This is a genomic window from Paraburkholderia sp. RL17-373-BIF-A (genome assembly GCF_046030175.1).
Taxonomy (GTDB): Bacteria; Pseudomonadota; Gammaproteobacteria; order Burkholderiales; family Burkholderiaceae; genus Paraburkholderia.
The window spans coordinates 54,079-72,384 of sequence record NZ_JARESO010000022.1 but is presented as its reverse complement, the minus strand read 5'-3'; the positions used below and the strand labels follow the sequence as shown (position 1 = coordinate 72,384).

General features: G+C 62.7%; 19 protein-coding genes. 13 read left to right on the top strand and 6 right to left on the bottom strand.

The genetic code is table 11. The features are described from left to right. The first annotated feature begins 42 nt into the window (after positions 1–42). Both P0D80_RS25805 and P0D80_RS25800 read left to right on the top strand, forming a co-directional pair. The gene (locus P0D80_RS25805) at positions 43–798 is read left to right on the top strand and encodes an SDR family oxidoreductase (protein WP_408287485.1); all 756 of its coding nucleotides are present in this window, start codon (positions 43–45) and stop codon (positions 796–798) included. Between the two features lie 23 nt (positions 799–821). After that, positions 822–1,337, top strand: coding sequence for an Ohr family peroxiredoxin (locus P0D80_RS25800; RefSeq protein ID WP_408287483.1), 516 nt, complete (start codon positions 822–824; stop codon positions 1,335–1,337). A gap of 211 nt (positions 1,338–1,548) precedes the next feature. Here P0D80_RS25800 and P0D80_RS25795 read toward each other — a convergent pair whose 3' ends face one another. Together P0D80_RS25795 and P0D80_RS25790 are read right to left on the bottom strand one after the other, a co-directional pair. Continuing rightward, entirely contained in the window at positions 1,549–3,021 is a 1,473-nt protein-coding gene (locus P0D80_RS25795) for a UdgX family uracil-DNA binding protein (protein ID WP_408287481.1), read from the bottom strand. A gap of 9 nt (positions 3,022–3,030) precedes the next feature. Next, positions 3,031–4,239: a putative DNA modification/repair radical SAM protein gene (locus tag P0D80_RS25790; RefSeq protein ID WP_408176122.1), complete on the bottom strand. Its 1,209-nt coding sequence runs from the start codon at positions 4,237–4,239 to the stop codon at positions 3,031–3,033. Positions 4,240–4,561: 322 nt separating this feature from the next. Between P0D80_RS25790 and P0D80_RS25785 the strand changes: the two genes are divergently transcribed. Further along, positions 4,562–5,167, top strand: coding sequence for a 2'-5' RNA ligase family protein (locus P0D80_RS25785; protein ID WP_408176123.1), 606 nt, complete (start codon positions 4,562–4,564; stop codon positions 5,165–5,167). 43 nt (positions 5,168–5,210) lie between these two features. On the opposite strand, the gene P0D80_RS25780 is transcribed toward P0D80_RS25785, so the two are convergent. Further along, positions 5,211–5,444, bottom strand: a complete 234-nt coding sequence (locus P0D80_RS25780; RefSeq protein WP_408176125.1) for a hypothetical protein — start codon at positions 5,442–5,444, stop codon at positions 5,211–5,213. A gap of 261 nt (positions 5,445–5,705) precedes the next feature. Here P0D80_RS25780 and P0D80_RS25775 point away from each other — a divergent pair, with 261 nt between their 5' ends. The 10 genes from P0D80_RS25775 (at position 5,706) to P0D80_RS25730 (ending at position 14,854) form a co-directional block, all read left to right on the top strand. Beyond that, the gene (locus tag P0D80_RS25775; protein WP_408287477.1) at positions 5,706–6,104 is read left to right on the top strand and encodes a DnaJ family domain-containing protein; all 399 of its coding nucleotides are present in this window, start codon (positions 5,706–5,708) and stop codon (positions 6,102–6,104) included. 173 nt (positions 6,105–6,277) lie between these two features. Continuing rightward, positions 6,278–6,835, top strand: coding sequence for a tRNA adenosine(34) deaminase TadA (gene tadA, locus P0D80_RS25770; RefSeq protein WP_408176192.1), 558 nt, complete (start codon positions 6,278–6,280; stop codon positions 6,833–6,835). A gap of 28 nt (positions 6,836–6,863) precedes the next feature. Beyond that, positions 6,864–7,790: a muramoyltetrapeptide carboxypeptidase gene (gene ldcA, locus P0D80_RS25765; RefSeq protein ID WP_408176127.1), complete on the top strand. Its 927-nt coding sequence runs from the start codon at positions 6,864–6,866 to the stop codon at positions 7,788–7,790. A 312-nt stretch (positions 7,791–8,102) separates the two neighbouring features. Further along, entirely contained in the window at positions 8,103–8,843 is a 741-nt protein-coding gene (locus tag P0D80_RS25760) for a GntR family transcriptional regulator (RefSeq protein ID WP_132374170.1), read from the top strand. A gap of 334 nt (positions 8,844–9,177) precedes the next feature. Continuing rightward, the gene (locus tag P0D80_RS25755) at positions 9,178–10,659 is read left to right on the top strand and encodes an NCS1 family nucleobase:cation symporter-1 (RefSeq protein ID WP_408287473.1); all 1,482 of its coding nucleotides are present in this window, start codon (positions 9,178–9,180) and stop codon (positions 10,657–10,659) included. 26 nt (positions 10,660–10,685) lie between these two features. Continuing rightward, positions 10,686–11,552, top strand: coding sequence for an aspartate/glutamate racemase family protein (locus P0D80_RS25750; protein ID WP_408287471.1), 867 nt, complete (start codon positions 10,686–10,688; stop codon positions 11,550–11,552). 238 nt (positions 11,553–11,790) lie between these two features. Next, the gene (gene puuE / locus P0D80_RS25745; protein ID WP_408287469.1) at positions 11,791–12,741 is read left to right on the top strand and encodes an allantoinase PuuE; all 951 of its coding nucleotides are present in this window, start codon (positions 11,791–11,793) and stop codon (positions 12,739–12,741) included. Then, complete coding sequence (gene uraD, locus P0D80_RS25740) at positions 12,738–13,259, top strand: 2-oxo-4-hydroxy-4-carboxy-5-ureidoimidazoline decarboxylase (protein WP_408287466.1); 522 nt, start codon at positions 12,738–12,740, stop codon at positions 13,257–13,259. Before puuE ends, uraD begins: the two co-directional genes overlap by 4 nt. Positions 13,260–13,331: 72 nt before the next feature. After that, positions 13,332–14,345, top strand: coding sequence for an allantoicase (gene alc / locus P0D80_RS25735; protein WP_408287463.1), 1,014 nt, complete (start codon positions 13,332–13,334; stop codon positions 14,343–14,345). Further along, positions 14,342–14,854: an ureidoglycolate lyase gene (locus tag P0D80_RS25730; RefSeq protein ID WP_408176132.1), complete on the top strand. Its 513-nt coding sequence runs from the start codon at positions 14,342–14,344 to the stop codon at positions 14,852–14,854. Before alc ends, P0D80_RS25730 begins: the two co-directional genes overlap by 4 nt. Positions 14,855–14,982: 128 nt before the next feature. On the opposite strand, the gene P0D80_RS25725 is transcribed toward P0D80_RS25730, so the two are convergent. The 3 genes from P0D80_RS25725 to P0D80_RS25715 all read right to left on the bottom strand — a co-directional run bounded on the left by P0D80_RS25725 (position 14,983) and on the right by P0D80_RS25715 (position 18,056). Continuing rightward, positions 14,983–16,332 (bottom strand): type II toxin-antitoxin system HipA family toxin, encoded by a 1,350-nt coding sequence (locus tag P0D80_RS25725; protein WP_408287459.1) that lies wholly within the window; start codon positions 16,330–16,332, stop codon positions 14,983–14,985. Next, a complete protein-coding gene (locus P0D80_RS25720) occupies positions 16,329–16,595 on the bottom strand; it encodes a helix-turn-helix domain-containing protein (RefSeq protein WP_011488637.1) in 267 nt (88 codons plus the stop codon). Before P0D80_RS25720 ends, P0D80_RS25725 begins: the two co-directional genes overlap by 4 nt. Positions 16,596–16,862: 267 nt before the next feature. After that, positions 16,863–18,056, bottom strand: coding sequence for a urate hydroxylase PuuD (locus P0D80_RS25715; RefSeq protein ID WP_408176135.1), 1,194 nt, complete (start codon positions 18,054–18,056; stop codon positions 16,863–16,865). Positions 18,057–18,306: the final 250 nt, after the last annotated feature.

Below are 18,306 nucleotides of genomic sequence, written 5' to 3'. Positions count from 1 at the left end.
GCGGCGGCGCGAGAGCCGCGCACAAGCTCATGGAGAGACATCATGAAGATCGTCGTGATTGGTGGCACGGGACTCATCGGTAGCAAAGTCGTCAAGAATCTGCGCGCGCGCGGTCATGCGGTCGTTGCCGCGTCGCCCGCATCGGGCGTGAACACCATCACTGGCGAAGGCCTGAAGGAGGTGTTGGCGGGCGCGAATGTCGTGGTCGATCTGGCCAATTCCCCGTCGTTCGAAGATGCCGCCGTGCTCGAGTTCTTCGAGACGGCCGGACGCAATCTGTTTGCGGCGGAGATTGCCGCCGGCGTACAGCATCACGTCGCGCTTTCTGTCGTCGGCACCGACAGGCTTGCGGAAAGCGGCTATTTCCGCGGCAAGATCGCTCAGGAAAAGCTGATCCGCGAATCGGGCGTGCCGTACACGATCGTCCATTCGACCCAGTTCTTCGAGTTTCTTGGCGGCATCGCGCAATCGGGTAGCGACGGCCAGACCATCAGGCTGTCTCCGGCATTCTTCCAGCCGATCGCATCGGATGATGTGGCGGCAGCCGTCGCGGACTTTGCGGCGGGCGAACCGCGCAACGGCATCGCGGAGATCGCGGGCCCGGAACGCGTGCGGCTCGCCGACATGGTGCAGCGTTTCCTCCTGGCAACGCACGATTCGCGCAAGGTCGCCGAAGACCCACAGGCCCGTTATTTCGGCGCAAGGTTGCAGGATGACACGCTCGTCCCGGGCGCAAACCCGCGTCTCGGTACGATGACCTTCGAGGCGTGGTTCGCCCAGACGCAAGCCGCGAAATAAGCCACGAGCTTAGGAGACGCGCCATGACCACGTTGCGTCCACCGCCGCTGACGCTGCTCGACAAGTATCACGGGCGCGACCTCCAAACGCTGTACTCGACTACCGTCACCGTAACAGGCGGGGACGCGGGGCACGGGCGCGCGTCGGGCATCGCCCCTTCTGACGACGGCAATCTCGTAGTCCATTTGCGATTGCCGAAGGCGCTGGGCGGGCCCGGCGGCGGCACCAATCCCGAGCAGCTGTTCGCGGCGGGTTACGCGGCCTGCTTTCATGGCGCGCTGAGTCTGCTTGCGGCACAGGCGAGCATTCCGATTCCCGATGCCTCGGTGCAAGTCACCGTCGATTTTGGCCGTGACCCGATGGACGGTCTGTTCATTCTGAGCGCGCAGACCCGTGTTCGATTGCCAGGTGTCGAGCGTGTTGTCGCCGAAGAACTGGTTCGCAACAGCGAACGCTTTTGCCCTTACACCAAGATGGCGCGGCAGGGAATCGAGAATGTCGTCGCGCTGGTGCGGCAGGATGATGCCGGGGAATCGTGATGCTGGGAGCAGGCGCTCTCAGACGTTGTTAGAGCAAAAGCGGAGCTTTATCCGGCTCGTTAGATCGTTGTATTGCGAATGTTCTAGACGCGTATCTGGATATAAATTCAGCTGTCGCCACGTCAAGGGTGCTTTGCCCGGTGACGTTCCAGCAGGAATAAATTCAGCGAACTAACGGCACGAAAGAGGGCGCCGCGGCGTCATTTTTTGTTTACTGCTCTTTAGTGCCAGCCGGCGTGGCGGATTCGGCCAACTCACGCGCCCGGATGAGCGCCTTGCTGATGTCGGCCAATACTTTGTCGCGGTCCGCGTCGTTCTGCTGCCGTAACGCGAACGACGGATGATAGGTGGCGATGCCCCAGCCGCCTTCCACTTTGAACGGCGCATCAAGATGGTCTCTCAGGCTGACTTTGCCACGCAACAAGGCGGTGAGTGCAGTAGCGCCGAGCGCGACGATCACCGCCGGGCGCACTGTGCGCAACTCACGTTCGAGCCAGTAAGAACACGCTTCGATCTCACGCTGTCCCGGCGTTTTGTGCAGCCTGCGTTTGCCGCGGGGTTCCCATTTGAAATGCTTCACCGCGTTGGTCAGATAAATCTGGTCGCGCGATAGCCCGGCGCGCGTGATCGCTATCGTCAACAATTGCCCCGCCGGCCCGACGAACGGTTGACCACTCAGATCTTCCTGATCGCCGGGCTGCTCGCCGATCAGCATGATGCGCGCGCCGCTCGGCCCCGAACTGCCGACAGCTTGCGTCGCATTACGCCACAGGTCGCAACGTCGGCATGCATCGAGCGACGAAGGTTGATCGCGGACCGGCTGCGCCATGTCCGCTTCGATCGGAATGGTTTTGCCGGCCAGCGCGCCGACGCCGCTCGCCTGCGCCACGCGGCGCGCGCCGCTTTTCGCTTCACTGATCATGGCGGGGATCAGATGGCCCTCCGGCAAGCCTTTCCAGAAGCGTACCGGCATGTGCTGCTCGAGCGCCGCTTCGTTCAGTCGCGCCGGATTGAACGTGCTGCGGTAATAGGCGAGCCATAACGCCTCGGCTTCGTCCGCGGTATCGCGACGATGGTCGCCGGGCAGGGCGCGGCGTTGCTCCAGATGCAGTTGCTGACCGTCCCAGAAGGCCGCGCCGCGCGGCGTCGTGATCATCCAGGTCGAGCGTCCCATGCGTTGCGCAAAATGTTCCGCGGCCCACGCCAGGACATCATGCTCGGGCTCGTACCAGGCGATGTATTCGGGTGTCTGCACCGCTGACGCCGACGCTGACGTCTGCTTGCGAAACCGCACGTACGCGATCATGTCGTGCTTGGCACGCCGCACGCTTTTGGCCATGCGATGGAGTTGTGCGCCATCTGCGTCTGCCGGCGAGGCGACCGAGCGGTCGCCGTGCTGCCAACGCCACAGCACCTTGTATAAAAACGCCCAGCGCTGTGATTCGCGATACAGCGCGGCGTCTTGCAATAGCGCTGCCAGTTCCTTTGAAACATGCACGGCAGAGGGTCGGGGCTCCGCTGCTTGGGATGTCGCGCCATAGTCGAACAGCGCCTGCTCTTGCGACGACTCAGGTTCCTGCTTGACGCGCCATTCGATCGTCTCCGGCGCGAGGCCTTCGCCCAAAGCGCCAAGCGACGCGGCGCGCCACGCGGCGAAATGATCTTCGATAACGATGGAACGCATCGCGACGCGTCACAACAACGCCAGTTGCACCGGCGGCGCCAACACCCGGCGCAATCGCGCCGACGACGCGTCATGCAGCGCCGCGCGATAGTCCTGCGTCACGACAAACGGCTTGATCTTCTCCAGCGGACAACGCAGCCGCACGAGGTCCTCGTAGCGCACACGCCGCGAACGCCGTAGCTCGACCAGGCGTTTCGCGTTGCGCATGCCGATGCCCGGCACACGCGCGATCATGCGCAGCGGCGCGCGGTTCAGGTCGACCGGAAACTGCTCGCGATGCGCCAACGCCCACGCGAGCTTCGGATCGATATCGAGCGAGAGGTTGCCGGGTTGTTCGAACAACTCGTCCGCACTGAAGCCGTAGCCGCGCATCAGGAAATCGGCCTGATACAGGCGATGTTCGCGTAACAACGGCGGCGCCTGAGCGGGCAATGCGGAAGGGCTATCGGGAATTGGGCTGAAGGCGGAGTAGTACACGCGCTTGAGCTTGTACGCTCCGTAGAGCGTCGCGGCGGTTTGCAAGATCGTGCTGTCGTTCGTCTGATCCGCGCCGACGATCATCTGCGTGCTTTGACCCGCGGGCGTGAACTTCGGCGCTCTGGCGTCGCTATGCGCCTCTTCCTGCGCAAGACGGATCGAGCCCATGGCGAGCTTGATGGTGCGGACGTTCTTTTCCGGCGCGAGCCGCGCGAGGCTGCCGTCGGTGGGCAGTTCGATGTTCACGCTCAAGCGGTCGGCATAGCGCCCGGCTTGCGCAATCAATTGCGGATCGGCGTCGGGAATCGTCTTCAGATGAAGATAGCCGCGAAACTGATGATCCTCACGCAAAGACTGGGCGACGCGCACGAGCTGTTCCATCGTGTAGTTCGATGACCGAATGATTCCGGAACTCAGAAACAGTCCGTCGATGTAATTGCGCCGATAGAAATCCAGCGTCAGTTCGACGACCTCCTCGGGCGTGAAGCGTGCGCGCGGCACGTTGCTCGAGCGCCGGTTGACGCAGTACTGACAGTCGTACAAACAGAAATTGGTGAGCAGAATTTTCAGCAGCGAGACGCAGCGCCCGTCCGGCGTGAAACTGTGGCAAATGCCCGCGCCGGTGCTGGCGCCCAGACCGGCAATGCCGCGAGAGCCGCGCTTGGGTGCGCCGCTGCTTGCGCATGACGCGTCGTACTTCGCCGCGTCGGCCAATACTTCCAGCTTTTTGAGCAGTTCCACGTTGCCGCCAATACTGTATGGATGTACAGTATTGTACGTGGGCGGGTCGTGACTGCAAGCGGTTTTTAATGAGAAGCGGGCGTTGTTCCACGGGGGCGCGCCCGGTGAACAAACGGGGCGAGCTGAAGCAATACAACGGGAATCGGGCGTATGCCGAACGGCGTTGCGCTTGCTTGCAGCTCCAGCGGCGCGATGGGATTAATAACAAGACGATCGCGGAACCTCGCACCGGCGAGCGGTCTGAATAGATCAAGTACGCGGGTGAGCCCGCACAATGAACGGAGATTCATCTACATGCCGGCTTTATCCGGTCAGGAACGCCATGCCTGAACAACTCTGGCTGCCTGGGCTCGAGGCGCCGCCAACGCCCACAGACGGTCTGTTCTTCGCCGTGTTTCCCGATGCCACGACAGCGGCCAGCATCGCGAAGCTCGCGCAACAGCTTTGCGGGGAGACGCGCGCGCGGAGTAAGCCGCTTGCGGCGGGCCGTCTGCATGTCACCTTGCATCATCTGGGAAATTTCGCGGGCGGTTTGCCGCAGAAGCGAGTCGACGCGGCGATGCAGGCGGCCGCCTCGATCAAAATGGAGCCGTTCAGCGTCGAATTCGATACGGCGGTCAGCTTTGCGTCGAAGCCGCGACCGGGACCGCTGGTGCTGGGCGGAGGCGAGGGCGTCGCTGGCCTGCACATGCTGCACGGCGCTTTGGGCCATGCATTGCAGGACGCTGGTTTGGGGGACCACGCCGTCTCATCGGCGGCGCGCTACATACCGCATGTCACACTGGCGTACGGCATGCCATGGGCCGCGGCGCGTCCCGTTGACCCGATATGCTGGAACGTGCGTGAGTTTGCGTTGATGCACAGTTTGCTCGGGCGTACGCGGCATGTCGCGTTGGCTCGATGGACTTTAGCGGGCGCCGAGTCATAGCGCGCGTCGCCCAAGGTGACGGCGGCGTGTCGATCGCGCCGGGCTAGAACCGCATGCCCGTCGCGCAACCGCCGGCGAAGCCGCCACCGCTGCCGCCCGCGCCGCCGCAGAACACGCCACAACCGGATAGCGCGAGCGACATGGCCACGGCGGCTAGCGTTGCGCGCAATCTCGGTTTGCGAATGCGTTCGCCGAGGTGTGCGAGATCGGGAGCGGCATGCGGGCTGTTGCCGGCGTCGAAACCGATGGTGGCGCAGGTAAGGCTTGAGTTGGTCATCGGGATTTCATAACTTCAGTGTCTTTGGGGAGCGGCGGGCAAAGGCGCGAACGGCGTCGTTCGTTGAAAGTCTTCTGTCATGTTTGTGCGGAGAAAAAGGGGCGGCATGCGGCACAGCCGGGAATCGCTGAGGCTAGCGCACGACCCTATGTCCCTCAAATACGCAGAATCTGAAAACGTAGGAGGTTTCGTCGGTTCGAGAAGCGGAACGATCGTGCGCTCCCTGATAGAATGCTTGGGCCGCAACGTAGTGGATTGCAGATGAAATTGCTTGATGCGTTAGTCGAACAGCGTATTGCCGCCGCCGCGCGAGGCGAGTTCGACGAGTTACCTGGCGCGGGCGCGCCGCTGTCGCTGGACGACGATGCTCTGGTCCCCGAAGAAGTGCGCGTCGCCAACCGGATTTTGAAGAATGCGGGCTTCGTGCCGCCCGCTGTCGAGCAGTTGCGCGCGTTGCGCGACCTGCAAGCGGAGTTGAATGCCGTGAGCGACCAGGCTACCCGTTGCCGTCTCCAGGCGCGCATGCTGGCGCTGGATATGGCACTTGAATCATTGCGTGGCGGGCCGCTGGTTCTGCCGCGCGAGTACTGCCGGCGCATTGCCGAGCGGCTGTCCGAGCGCGCCGGCAACCTCAATACGGCAGACGCGGGTTCGCAGTGAGCGAGCCGCTTGCCCACGCCGCCTTGCCGGATTCGGATTCTGTTGAGTCTCGCGATGTGCTGAGTACGCAGGGTTCTCAGGCCTCGATCAGCGGTGTCGCTGAACTGACTACGGCCGAGCCGGGCGCTGCCGCCGCCTCGGCGAGTTCAGATCCCACGCCTGGCGAGCCGTTCATATTTCCCGCTGTTCCCGAAGTCCCGGAGCGCGATCGACGCTTCATGGCGCTGGCGCAAGCCGCCGCCGAAGAGGCGCGCGCTGCCGGCGAAGTGCCCGTCGGCGCAGTCCTCGTGCGCGGCGACGAAGTCATCGCCACAGGTTTCAATCACCCGATCGGCGGGCACGACCCGTCGGCGCATGCGGAAATGGCCGCGTTGCGCGCCGCGGCGCAGGCCGTCGAGAACTACCGTCTGCCGGGCTGCGAACTCTACGTAACCCTCGAGCCGTGCCTGATGTGCGCGGGCGCGATCATGCACGCGCGCATCGCCCGTGTCGTGTTCGGGGCACGCGATCCGAAAACCGGCGCGTGCGGCAGTGTCGTCGATGCCTTCGCGAATCCGCAGTTGAATCATCACACCACGGTGGTCGGCGGCGTGCTCGAAAATGAATGTGGCGCCGCGCTCAAGTCGTTTTTTGCCGAGCGGCGGCGCGCGAGCCGCGCAGCACGCGCGGCGGCACGCGCCGACGCAGGCAGCGAACCGGACAACGAACCGGGTCCGGCTGAGTCGCTCTAAAACAACAACGTCCAACAAGGTCTTGCCAATGGCCGTCCATCGCACCATCGAACTGATCGCGCCGTCCGGGTATCCGCATGACCCCGAGGTGTTGCATCGCGCGTTGCAGCGCTTCCACACGCAGGGGCATCACGTCGACGGCGTGGAGGCGGCGCGGCGTCGCTATCAGCGCTTTGCCGGCACCGATGGCGAGCGCGCGGCCGATCTGAACCGGCTCGCCGACCCGTCGCGCAAGTTGCCGGACATCGTGCTGGCCGTGCGCGGCGGCTACGGCGCGGTGCGCATCCTGCACGGGCTCGACTACGACGGGCTGCAGCGGCGGCTGACCGATCAGCCGATCGCGCTGGTGGGACACAGCGATTTCACCGCGATCCAGCTTGCGCTGCTGGCGCGCGCCGGTGTGAAGACCTTCGGCGGCCCGATGGTGATGAGCGACTTCGGCGCGGACGAACTGAGCGAATTCACCATGCAGCACTTCTGGTCGGCGTTGACGAAGCCGACCATGACGGTCTCGAGCAACACGCCGCAAGCGCAGCCGGTCGACGTCTCGGGCATGTTGTGGGGCGGCAATCTGGCGGTGCTGGCATCGCTGATCGGCACGCCGTATATGCCGCCGGTGCAGGGCGGCATCCTGTTTGTCGAGGACGTCAACGAACAACCGTTCCGGGTCGAGCGGATGATCTATCAGTTGCACCTGGCCGGCATCCTCGCGCAGCAACAGGCGCTCGTGCTGGGCGATTTCTCCGGCGCCAAACCCTACGACTACGACAATGGTTACGACCTGCACGCCATGATCGAGCAGGTGAGGTCGGTGATCGGTATTCCGGTCGTCACCGGCCTCCAATTCGGGCATGTCCGCAACATGCTGACGCTGCCGGTGGGCGCGGACGCGCATCTCGTCGCCGACGCACACGGGTTCAAACTGAGTTTGTCGGGCTATCCGTACCTCGCCTGAACCGGCGGAGGAGGGAAGCGGGCGTTTGCCCGCTTTCTTTTAAGACCATTAACGCAACTAACGGTCAATTTAATCGACCACCTCCCACAGAACGACTCGTGCAGGTCCTTCGATTTTGTTGACAAAATCCGCCACCAATAGACGACCCCAGCCTCACCTAATTAAACTCGTACTGAGGCGGCACTAGGCACTCAAGCCGAGCCGGCAGCCCGCCAGCCCGCCGTCACCGCGAAGATTGTCGAAATTATAAGCAAAAATTGTTGACAATCTTTATGTCCATCCTATGATGACCTACATACCGAGACGAACATCATGTCCGACACAGAGTCCGCAGCCGCTAATAGTTCGAAACCCGAAGTGATTGCCGAGCGCATCCGCGCCGCGATCCTCGAGCATCGGCTCGCGCCGGGCTCAAAGCTGACAGAAGCGCAGTTGTGCGAAGTATTCGGTGTGAAGCGCGGCCCGATCCGGCAGGCGCTGGCGCAGTTGGCGACTGATCACCTCGTCGACCTCGAACCGAATCGCGGAGCGTTCGTAGCAAGCCCGTCGCTGCAGGAAGTGCACGAAGTGTTCGAGATGCGTCGCATCATCGAGTTGGCGGTGGTCGAAAAGATTTGCACCGGTCACGGCATGCGGCGTTTGAAGAGCATCGGCAGCATGATCGGCCGGGAACGCAAAGCGTTCGAGACACGTGATTTTCCGGCGTGGATTCGCCTGTCGGGCGAGTTTCACACCGAGTTGGCGGGACTCACCGGCAACGCGGTGTTGTGCGACTGTCTGAACGGTCTGGTGGCGCGCTCCACGCTGATTTCCGCGCTGTACGAGTCACTCGGTCGCAGCCCATGCTCGTTCGAGGACCACGAAGCTATTCTCGCCGCGCTCGACGCCGGCGATGCAAAAGAGGCGGCGGCCTTGATGTCGCGCCATCTGCAAAGCGTCGAGTTGAAGATGCTGGACCGCCCCGCACGTGGCGCGGCCGATCTGCACGAAGTGTTCGGCGCACTCAACGGTGCAGCCAGAGATTCATCGAAGACAAAGTCCGCGCAAGGCTGAGGCAAGCGGCCGGCGTGCGCCCGTTACCGGTGCGCGCCGCACTGAATTGAACTGAACCAATCAAGCGTTGCAAGGCGGCTCGGCGTGAGCGCTGTCGGCTTGTGCACGCGTGTCCGCCGCCGGGCGACGGGCTTCGAGTAGTAACGCATCGCCGGGAAGTCGCGGCTGCTGGCGGTGCGATAAACACAGTACTTCAAGTACGGAGACATCCGCGGCACGGCCGGACGGACGCGCCAAGACCCTTCGTCTCACACGGACGAGGCGGGCGCGACTGGCATGGCCGATGCAACGTCCTTCGATTCGCTATCGACGGTCCCTATTCCAAGGAGGAATCATGGCTCAGTTCAGTGCAGCGCCCGGCAATCCCGCAATTCCCACTTATGCAGATGACGGCGCGCCCAGCGAACCGTCGATGCCCGCAGGCTACAGCGACCGCCTCTATAACGAAGATCTCGCGCCGTTGCGTCATCAAACCTGGGGCGCTTACAACATCTTTGCGTTCTGGATGTCGGACGTGCACAGCGTCGGCGGCTACGTGTTCGCGGGCAGTCTGTTCGCGCTCGGCCTGACGAGCTGGCAAGTGCTGATCGCGCTGCTGGTCGGCATCACCATCGTCAACCTGTTGTGCAACCTGATCGCGAAGCCGAGCCAGGCGAACGGCGTGCCGTATCCGGTGGCGTGCCGCGCGACCTTCGGCGTGCTCGGCGCGAATATTCCCGCGGTGATTCGCGGCCTGATCGCGGTCGCGTGGTACGGCATTCAGACCTATCTGGCCTCGAGCGCGCTGGTGATCGTCGTGTTGAAGTTCGTTCCGCAGTTGCTGCCTTACGCCGATGTTCATCATCATGGCTTCATGGGACTCTCGACGCTCGGCTGGACCGGTTTCATGCTGCTGTGGGTGTTGCAGGCACTGGTGTTCTGGCACGGCATGGAGACCATCAAGAAGTTCATCGACTTCGCCGGTCCCGCGGTCTACGTGGTGATGTTCATTCTCGCGGGCTACATGGTGTATCGCGCGGGATGGCGCAACATCGGCATCAACCTGGGCGGCGTCAAATATCACGGCATGCAGGTCGTGCCGGTGATGATCACGGCGATCTCGCTGGTGGTGTCGTATTTCTCCGGACCGATGCTGAATTTTGGTGACTTCTCGCGCTACGGCAAGAGCTTTCGCAGCGTGCAGCGCGGCAACTTCTGGGGCCTGCCGGTCAACTTCCTGGCCTTCTCGCTGGTGACGGTGATCACGACCGCGGCCACGCTGCCGGTGTTCGGCGAACTGATCACGGACCCGGTCGAAACCGTGGGCCGTATCGACTATCCGACTGCGGTGATTCTCGGCGCGCTGACCTTCACGATCGCGACTATCGGCATCAACATCGTCGCCAACTTCGTCTCGCCGGCTTTCGACTTTTCCAACGTGGCGCCGCGCCTGATTAGCTGGCGCATGGGCGGTATGCTCGCAGCGGTCGCGTCGATCTTCATCACGCCGTGGAATCTGTTCAACAACCCGGCCGTGATCCACTACACGCTCGACGTCCTCGGCAGTTTCATCGGACCTTTGTACGGCGTACTGATCGTTGACTACTATCTGGTGAAGCGTCAGAAGATCGTCCTCGACGATCTGTACACGGTCGCGCCCACCGGTTCGTACTGGTATCGCAACGGCGTCAACTGCCGGGCTGTCGCCGCGCTGCTGCCGGCTGCCGTGATCGCGGTAATCTGCGTGATGGTGCCCGCGCTCGACGGCATGGCGAATTTCTCGTGGTTCATTGGCGCAGGCCTCGCCGCGCTGTTCTATCGCGTTCTCGCACGCTGAATCTTGCAGACGCAACAGGAGTCGATATGCGCATCAAACTGATCAACCCGAATACGACCCAACGCATGACGGAAGCGATGGGCCGCTGCGCGCGCGAAGTCGCCGCGCCGGGCACTGAAATCATCGCGGTGAATCCGACCATGGGGCCGCCGTCGATTGAAGGTTATTACGACGAAGCGCTTGCGACGCCGGGCCTGCTCGCCGAAGTCGCCACCGGCGAGCGCGAAGGTTGCGACGGCTACGTGATCGCCTGCTTCGGCGATCCCGGTCTGTACGCCGCGCGTGAGCTGGCGCGCGGCCCGGTGATCGGCATCGCCGAAGCAGCGATGCACGCGGCCAGCGTGCTGGCGCCGGGCTTCTCGGTGGTGACCACGCTGGCGCGCACGTGCGGCATGGCGTGGCACCTCGCCGAGCGGTACGGCATGAAACGGTTTTGCCGCAACGTACGCGCCACCGACGTCGCCGTGCTCGACCTCGACAAGCCAGGCTCGGCGGCGCGTCGCATCATCCTCGACGAATGCCGGCGCGCGCTCGCGGAAGACGGTTCGGACGCGATCGTGCTCGGCTGCGCGGGCATGGCCGAGTTGTGCGCGGAGATCGAAGACGCGCTCGGCGCACCGGTGATCGAGGGCGTGACGGCGGCTGTCAAGTGGACCGAGGCGCTGGTCGCGCTGCGTCTTTCAACGGCCAAACGCGGCGACTATGCGCGGCCGCTGGCCAAGCGCTACGACGGCGCGCTGGCATCCTTCAGCCCGACCGATGCCGATCCGAATCCGCTCACGCCGCGCGGTTCTGCTGTCATTTCCGCCGCAAATGCGCCGCAAACCGCAGGAACGGCCGATTTATTGCGGGTAAACACTACAGAATCGGGGCCGCACATACATTCAGTCTGACACGCACTATCTGCCCGGGTGTATGGGCGCACCCGGGTGTTTTCGCTACACTGGTCCAACTCGGCGCGGGCTGCCTGAAAGGCTTTTTTCTGCTGCTTTCGGTACGGCTTCTGGTGTTTTTCCACCCACGCCCGCGTGAGCCATTTGCACTCAGCACGCAAACTCACGCCAACCTCACGTGCATGCCACGTGAGTTCCACGCGAATTTTGCGTACCGTCACCACGCATTCGTCAAACCATGTCACTCGACCCGAACTACCCACGCAATCTGATCGGCTACGGCCGCCACCCGGTGCAGGCAAACTGGCCGGGTCGAGCGCGTGTCGCGGTGCAATTCGTCCTGAATTACGAAGAGGGCGGTGAAAACTGCGTGTTGCACGGCGATCCCGGCTCGGAGCAATTTCTGTCGGAAATCGTCGGCGCCGCGTCTTTTCCGGCGCGCCACATGAGCATGGAGTCGATCTACGAGTACGGCTCGCGCGCGGGCGTCTGGCGTATCCTGCGCGAATTCGAAAAGCGCAAGCTGCCGCTCACGGTGTTCGGCGTCGGCATGGCGGTCGAACGGCATCCGGAACTGGCGCGTGCCTTCGTCGAACTCGGTCATGAGATTGCCTGCCACGGCTATCGCTGGATTCACTATCAGGACATGGCGCCGGAGAAAGAAGCGGAACACATGCGCCTCGGCATGGAAGCGATCGAGCGCGTGACGGGCGAGCGTCCGCTCGGCTGGTACACCGGCCGCGACAGTCCCAACACGCGGCGCCTCGTCGCTGAATACGGCGGTTTTCTGTACGACTCGGATTACTACGGCGACGATCTGCCGTTCTGGATGGACGTTGACGTCACCGGCGGCGCGAAAGTGCCGCAACTGATCGTACCGTACACGCTCGATACCAACGACATGCGCTTTGCGAGCCCGCAAGGCTTCAACACGGCGGACCACTTCTTCACGTACCTGCGCGACGCATTCGACGTGCTCTACGAAGAAGGCGATGAAGCGCCGAAGATGCTGTCCATCGGCATGCACTGCCGCCTGCTCGGGCGCCCTGGGCGCTTCCGCGCGCTGCAACGTTTTCTCGACCATATCGAACAGCACGATCGCGTGTGGGTGACGCGACGCGTCGATATTGCGCGCCACTGGCGCGAACATCATCCTTACCAACAAAACAACCGCGGGGCTGCGGCATGAAGGCGATGCAATACACTCTGGACCAACTCAACAGCACCTCGACCGACGCGTTCGTGGCAGCGCTGTCGGGCATTTTCGAGCACTCGCCGTGGGTCGCGGACATTGCCGCGCAGCAACGGCCTTTCGCCAGCATTGACGAGTTGCATCGCAAGATGTCGAACATCGTCGAAACGGCCGGTGAAGAGAAGCAACTGGCGTTGATCAATGCCCACCCGGAACTCGCCGGCAAGGCTGCCGTGCGCGGCGAACTGACGGCCGAATCCACGCGCGAGCAGAGCGGCGCCGGCCTCGCGCAGTGTACGCAGGAAGAATTCGACAAGCTGCTCGCGCTGAACGCCGCGTATCGCGAGAAGTTCGGCTTTCCGTTCATTCTGGCCGTGCGCGGGTATGACCGCCACGGCATCATCGCGAACTTCGAGGCGCGCGTGAACAATAGCCGCGCCGACGAACTGCGCGCGAGCCTCGATCAGATCTACCGCATCGCACGTTTCCGGCTCGACGACCTGATCGACGCGTAAGGTCTTATCACGGGTCGCTGGACTCGAACCGAAACGTTTTTTCAGCACTGACAAACACTAAGGAAGACAAAGATGGCACTCCCGATTCTCGACCCCAACGCACCGGAATTCACGCGCCGCTATGTGAATCTGGCGGACCCGCGCCTGGGCGCGCAGGCGCTCGAGGCCAGCGACGATTTCTTCGCACCGAAGGAACGCATGCTGAATCCGGAGCCGGCCGTCTTCATTCCAGGCAAGTACGACGACAACGGCAAGTGGATGGACGGCTGGGAAACGCGCCGCAAGCGCGCCAACGGCTATGACTGGTGCGTCGTGAAGCTGGCGCGTCCGGGCGTGATCAAGGGTCTCGATCTCGACACCAGCCACTTCACGGGCAACTTCCCGCCGGCGGCGTCGGTGGAAGCCGCGCGCGTGGTGGACGGCGCGCCGACCCAGTCCACGCAATGGACCGAAATCGTGCCGTCGACCACGTTGCAAGGCAATAGCCACCACTATCACGAAGTCAGCGACGCGAATGCGTACACGCACCTGCGCGTGAACATCTATCCGGACGGCGGTATCGCGCGACTGCGTGTGTATGGTCAACCGCAAGTCGACTGGGCCGGCGCGAGCCGCACCGAGCAGTTCGATCTGGCCGCGATGGAAAACGGCGCGTATCTGGTCGCGGCGAACAACCAGCATTTCGGCGCTGCGTCGACGATCCTGATGCCGGGCCGCGGCGTGAACATGGGCGACGGCTGGGAAACGCGCCGCCGTCGCGAGCCGGGCAACGACTGGGCGATCATCGCGCTGGCGCAACCGGGCGTGATCAGGAAGATCGAAGTCGATACCGCGCACTTCAAGGGCAATTATCCGGACCGCTGCTCGATTCAGGCCGCGTACGTGACGGGCGGCACGGACAGTTCGCTGATCACGCAAGCCATGTTCTGGCCGGTGCTGCTCGGCGAACAGAAGCTGAAGATGGACAACCAGCACTATTTCGAAAGCGAAATCGCAGCGCTGGGTCCGGTGACGCACGTGCGCTTTAACATCATTCCGGACGGCGGCGTGTCGCGTCTGCGTCTGTGGGGTACGCTCGCATCATGAAAACGCTCGCGATCGAACCGTTGACGAAGGAAGCGTTCGCCGCATTCGGCGACGTGATCGAACTCGAAGGTGCGAAGCAGATTCCGATCAATCTCGGCACGACGATCCGCTATCACGATCTCGCGAAAGTGGACGTCGACGACGAGAATGGCCGCACGCTCGTGAACCTGTTTCGCGGGCAGCCGCGCACGCTACCGTTCGAACTGAAGATGCTCGAACGTCATCCGCTCGGCAGCCAGGCGTTCGTGCCACTGAACGACAAGCCGTATCTGGTGGTCGTGGCGCCGGCGGGCGAGCTGGATGCGTCGAAGATTCGCGCGTTCGTGACGAGCGGCTGGCAGGGCGTGAACTATGCGAAGGGCGTATGGCACCATCCGCTGATCGCGTTGGGCGACGTGAGCGACTTTATCGTCGTCGATCGTGGCGGAGATGGCCTCAACCTCAATGAGCAGGATCTCGCGGAGTCGTTGTGGCTCACGGAAGATGCGTTGAGCGCGGTGGCTGTTTGAGTTTTATCGCTTTGACGTAGCGAGCCGGTTGACTTAAAAAGAACCCACAGCATCAGTGCTGTGGGTTTTTTGTTTTAGCGGCGAACCGCGAAGTTAGCGCGACGCCGTCGTTCCGCGTTTAGCTGCGTTTAGCTGCGTTTGGCAAGAAGTGGCGAATGCCCGATCACCTCGCGCGCGCGTTCCGCTGGTTCAGGCGCGGAAAAACCCGCGGCTTCGATAGCCGGTTTGAGCCCTTTGAATTGCAGGCTCTTCTTCGGCGAACGCAAGGACGCCATGCCGTCGTCCCACGCGTGAAGCATGTGCTTCGCGACGGTGTGCCATTGCGTCTCGTTGCGCGCCGCTTCGATCAACTCATGGCCGACGGCGACGGCCGAATCGCACAGCGCCTCGACCATCTGCGCGTATTGCCGTGGCGCGATGCCCATGCGCGTGTTGAAAAACCGCTCCAGCGTTTTGCCGGCCGCCCAGGTTTTGCGACCGTCGATCGGCAAGCCTGGCGGATTAGCCGCGTAGCGTGGGTACGCCTGCGTCGTGACGATGTCGTAGACGGGCGTGAACGCGACATCGTCGACCGACGTATAGAACAACGCCACATTCTTCGTATGGCAGTCCGCGTTGCGTACGACGTAGTTCGTCAGCAAATGCCAGCCGAGATATTCCAGTTGCTGTCGCATGGTGTTGCGATCGAGCAGATACGCTCGCGCGGCATTGAGCATTTTCTCGCTGGTCGAGTTGTATTTTTCATGTGGCGGCAAACCCAATAGACCGCACATGTCTTCGATGCCGTAGGCCGGCAATCCTTGTGCGTCGACGTCGAAGCGCTCGACGATCAGCGCCCGGCCATCATCCGACATCTGCGTGCGCGCCACCGGCGCGACGCCGAGCCGTTCCAGCACGCGCATGGAATAGAACTCGTTGAAGCCGAGAAACGGCGTGTTGTCGTCCGAGCCTTTGACGATGTGGCGGCTCGTCCGGATGGTCGGTTTGCCGAGCGGCATCGGCGTAGACGTGCTGGACGTCGCGTCTTGAGGCGCGATGAACTTCGGCACGGCGCCCGAGATGGCCGCGCGCGCATATTCGCGCACGAGTTGCGCGAAATGTTCGGCCGTGTTGTCGCCGTGCAGAATGTCCTGCACGTCGAGCGCTTGCAGTTCCGTGCCCGGCGCGACGCCTTCGGGTGTCACGGTGACGCGGCCGATCCCCATGGCGCCGACTACGGCGAGCAGCGACAGGTCGGTGCCGTCGAGCAACGGCCCGAATTGCTCGCGGATCAGATTCAGCAGATAACCCTCCGGCAGGTTTTGCCGGAAAAACGGATGCAGGTCGCGCGGCCAGCGCCAGGCCTCTTCACGCACCGGCATGGCCAGACTGACGAAGTCCGCCGCGCTCGCGTCGCGGTTGTATTTGAGGACGTAGTCGTCGCGCTCGCGAAATAGCGTGGCGACGTTCTTGCCCAGTACCTGAACGTCGAGCCTCATGAGTTCGCGTCCGGATTGCGTTGTTCAGCGAGGATGTCTTCGAGCGTGCGCCCGTGTCCATGCGCGACGAACTTGAGGTCGTAACCTGCCGCTTCGAGCAGGCGCACGAGCACGGACACGCTCATGTCGTTTTTGGCGAGCGTTTCCATACGCGCGACGGTGGTGCGCGCGACGCCCGCCCGGTGCGCCAGTTCCTCTTGCGACAGATTGCTTTCGCGGCGCACGGCCTTCAGCATGTCCGATACATCGGCGAGATTGGTCATTTGTAGTCCCACGGCAGCAATTTTGACTAATTAGTTCGTTATTGTAGCCCATGAGGTACAAAACAGCCGATAAGATTTGTGTCTCAAGGGCTACATTCTGACCAGTTTTTGGTATCCTGTAGCCCGCAGGCTACAAAATACCAAAACGCGCCTTTGAGGAGCCGACACCGACGCGGCCAAAGAAAAGCGGGCTTCCCGCTCGCGCGAAAAGCCCGCCGTTTGTAGCTTCATCCATCGCCACGCCGGGCAACGCGCCCGGCCCGGTCACTACTTCACCGCTCCACCTTCGAACCACGCGGCGATCTTCATCCGCTCCTCGTCGGTCATGTGCGTCACGTTGCCGAGCGGCATGGCCTTCAGCGTCACCGCTTGCTGATAGATCCGCTGCGCGTTCTGCGAGATTTCATCCGGCGTATCCAGCAGCACGCCGGCCGGGGCGCTGCCCATCATCGTCGGATGCGCGGAGTGGCAAGCCACGCAGCGCTGCTGCAGCACCGGTGCGATGTCGGCTACCTTGACCGTCGGCGCATTCGCCGCTTGCGCTTGCGGCACGATCGGCTTCGGCATGGTCCAGAAGAGGGCGACGAACATCAGCGCGATGCCAACCAGCGGCAGATACCACAGCACCTGGCCACGGTGACGCATCACGAAGAACTGACGGATCAGCGCGCCGGCCAGCATGATGACCAGCAGCACGGCCCAGTTGTACGGATGCGTGTAGGTCATCGCGTAGTGGTTCGACAGCATCGCGAACACCACCGGCAGCGTGAAATACGTGTTGTGCACCGAGCGTTGCTTGCCGCGCTTGCCGTAGATCGGGTTCGGCGTTTCACCCTTGAGCATCGCGTCGACCATCTTGCGCTGGCCCGGAATGATCACGAAGAACACGTTGGCCGACATGATCGTCGCCAGCATCGCGCCCATGATCAGGTAGGCCGCGCGGCCCGCGAAGATATGGCACGCGAGCCACGCCGCGATCAGTACGTACACGCCGACGCAGATACCGAGCACCTTGTCCTTGTTGCCGAGAATGCGGCACAGCGAGTCGTACACGATCCAGCCGGCGGCGAGGAAGCCGAGCGCCGACGCGACCGCGACCACCGGGCCCATATCCAGCACGTTCTTGTCGATCAGGTAAGTGCTCGGCGAGAACAGATACAGCACGGTGAAGAGACCGAAGCCCGACAGCCACGTGGTGTACGACGGCCACTTCGACCAGTGCAGATCGTCCGGCATTTCCGGCGGCGCGACGGTGTACTTCTGCATGTTGTAGAAGCCGCCGCCGTGCACGTGCCACAGTTCGCCGAACACGCCGCGCTTGCGCTGGTTCGGGTCGATCGGCGGTTTCAGGCTGTTGTCGAGCGCGACGAAATAAAACGATTCGCCGATCCATGCAATCGCGGCGATGACGTGGAACCAGCGAATCGCCAGATTCAACCAGTCTGTGATAAAGCCTTCCATGAAACTCCTCCACTTCTGATTCGTTGTACACGCAATGACGTCGTGTGCCTTCTAAAACCCGGCTGACGGGTCGCTGGCAGGGCAGCACGAGCAGCACGTCACTGCGCAGACTGCGGGGTGAAGACGCGATGCGCTCAGTTCGCACAGCGCCGTTTTTTTATTGGCTCGTCGCTTGGGTCGCGTATGGGGCGAAGCGGGTCGAGCCGCATGCGTTCGATTGCGTTTCGCGGGTGCTCGCATGTGTCTCCAT